2 protein-coding genes are annotated in these 1,452 nt (G+C 39.3%); both read right to left on the minus strand.

All coding sequences use genetic code 11. The features are described 5' to 3' along the window. Positions 1-241: 241 nt before the first annotated feature. On the minus strand, positions 242-727 hold the full coding sequence (locus BCT27_RS24695) for a hypothetical protein (RefSeq protein ID WP_102397088.1): 486 nt from the start codon (positions 725-727) through the stop codon (positions 242-244). Between the two features lie 326 nt (positions 728-1,053). Further along, positions 1,054-1,386 (minus strand): hypothetical protein, encoded by a 333-nt coding sequence (locus tag BCT27_RS24700; RefSeq protein WP_133153398.1) that lies wholly within the window; start codon positions 1,384-1,386, stop codon positions 1,054-1,056. Between the last annotated feature and the right edge of the window lie 66 nt (positions 1,387-1,452).

Here is a 1,452-nt window from a genome sequence, read left to right on the forward strand (position 1 = left end):
CAACTTAGCAAAGATAGCCACATGATTTTGCATCGAGTATGGGATTAGTTTGATGAGCCTTTTGAGATTAAACAATCTGCGACGAAGAGAGGAAATAGCTAACCAAACTAAACACGGAAAGAACTGACGGATAACGTTGCGATAACGGGCGCTTATCACCCCACCAAAACCACTTCAATCCTTCGTATTCACAACACCTTAGAAGCTAGCAGAGCGACAAAGCGTCTCGTTCATGGTCTTGTTATAATTTGCGGAGATTAATTTCGCTACCGCATTTTTTGCATAAGATATCTTTGAAAGGAAAACCGTCATTTAGGTACTTAGTATCACCACATTTCGAACATTGTTTGTTAGAGAAATAATACTTAGCATCAGTGAAATATAAGAAATAAATCAAAATCATTCCTGGTACAACAAAAGCTAGCAGTCCTGAAATACAGGCCATTAGTCGAGCAAACCTTCCACCTCTCATAACACCGGCTCCGATACCATACAAAACAAGCCAAAGTAGGTTAAAACTAAATCCTCCTCCAACCTTGTTCCCCAAACTATCAAGCTTGACCGTTTCAGTTATAAATCCATAATAAAAACCATATACAACATCTACTAATGATAGAAAAACAAACAGATACCCAATAATCACAACATACTTAGGTCGAATAGTTGTACTAATTCCTTTGCCGTTTTTGCATATATCTTCTGACGATAATTCTTCAGTGTTATCCATTACTACTCCATGGACATAACGTTGCAATAACGGGAGCTTACCAAACCACCCAAAACCGCTTTAGTCCTTTGTATTCAGAAACTTTGAAAAGCTTCCACATTGACAAAGCGTCCCATTTACAGTCTTGTTATATGCTAAATTCGTTTAATTGCGGCTTCCCGCCAACTCCCTTCCGAACAAGACATTTTGACTTAAACCCAAACCGAAACTCTTTCAAAAAACACTAGAAAATCTTTTGGTTTGAATTCACTACCGAACACCGAAAAGAAGACACTTTAATCAAACTGATTGAACTCAGTTTGAAGCCAACCGCGTAAGTTGGGTTCTTATATTTTTGGCTCGTCAACGTATTTGAGGAAGAGATGCCTTTCACTTCCTGATAAGGCTCTTTCAAATCTTATGAGTTCGACTTTAGCCCCCTTCTTGAATGATTCGCGCTGAGGCAGTTTGACGCGAATGAGTTTTTCACGATCCGTTAACCGAACCATCAGGTGCAACGTATGGCCTTCTTCATGGAGAGATGCTTTATGTGACTCAACAACTCCTATCACATTTGTTGCTTCCTTAGTCTCATTTTGCAACATCAACCAAACGCTAACGGCAACAAAGAGAATGGCTACCAACATCACACAAAACTTCTGATGCCGCACTTTAGACATTTCCTTATCCAACTGATCCTTCGTTTCTTTTCGCATACCCTACAATATATAACGTTCGAATAACGG

This window comes from Enterovibrio norvegicus, assembly GCF_002876705.1.
GTDB lineage: Bacteria > Pseudomonadota > Gammaproteobacteria > Enterobacterales > Vibrionaceae > Enterovibrio > Enterovibrio norvegicus_B.

Bases quoted from the DNA above. Each gene is read 5' to 3' on its own strand.
- BCT27_RS24695 (WP_102397088.1), bottom strand. From the start codon at position 727: ATGGATAACACTGAAGAATTATCGTCAGAAGATATATGCAAAAACGGC.
- BCT27_RS24700 (WP_133153398.1), bottom strand. From the start codon at position 1,386: ATGTCTAAAGTGCGGCATCAGAAGTTTTGTGTGATGTTGGTAGCCATT.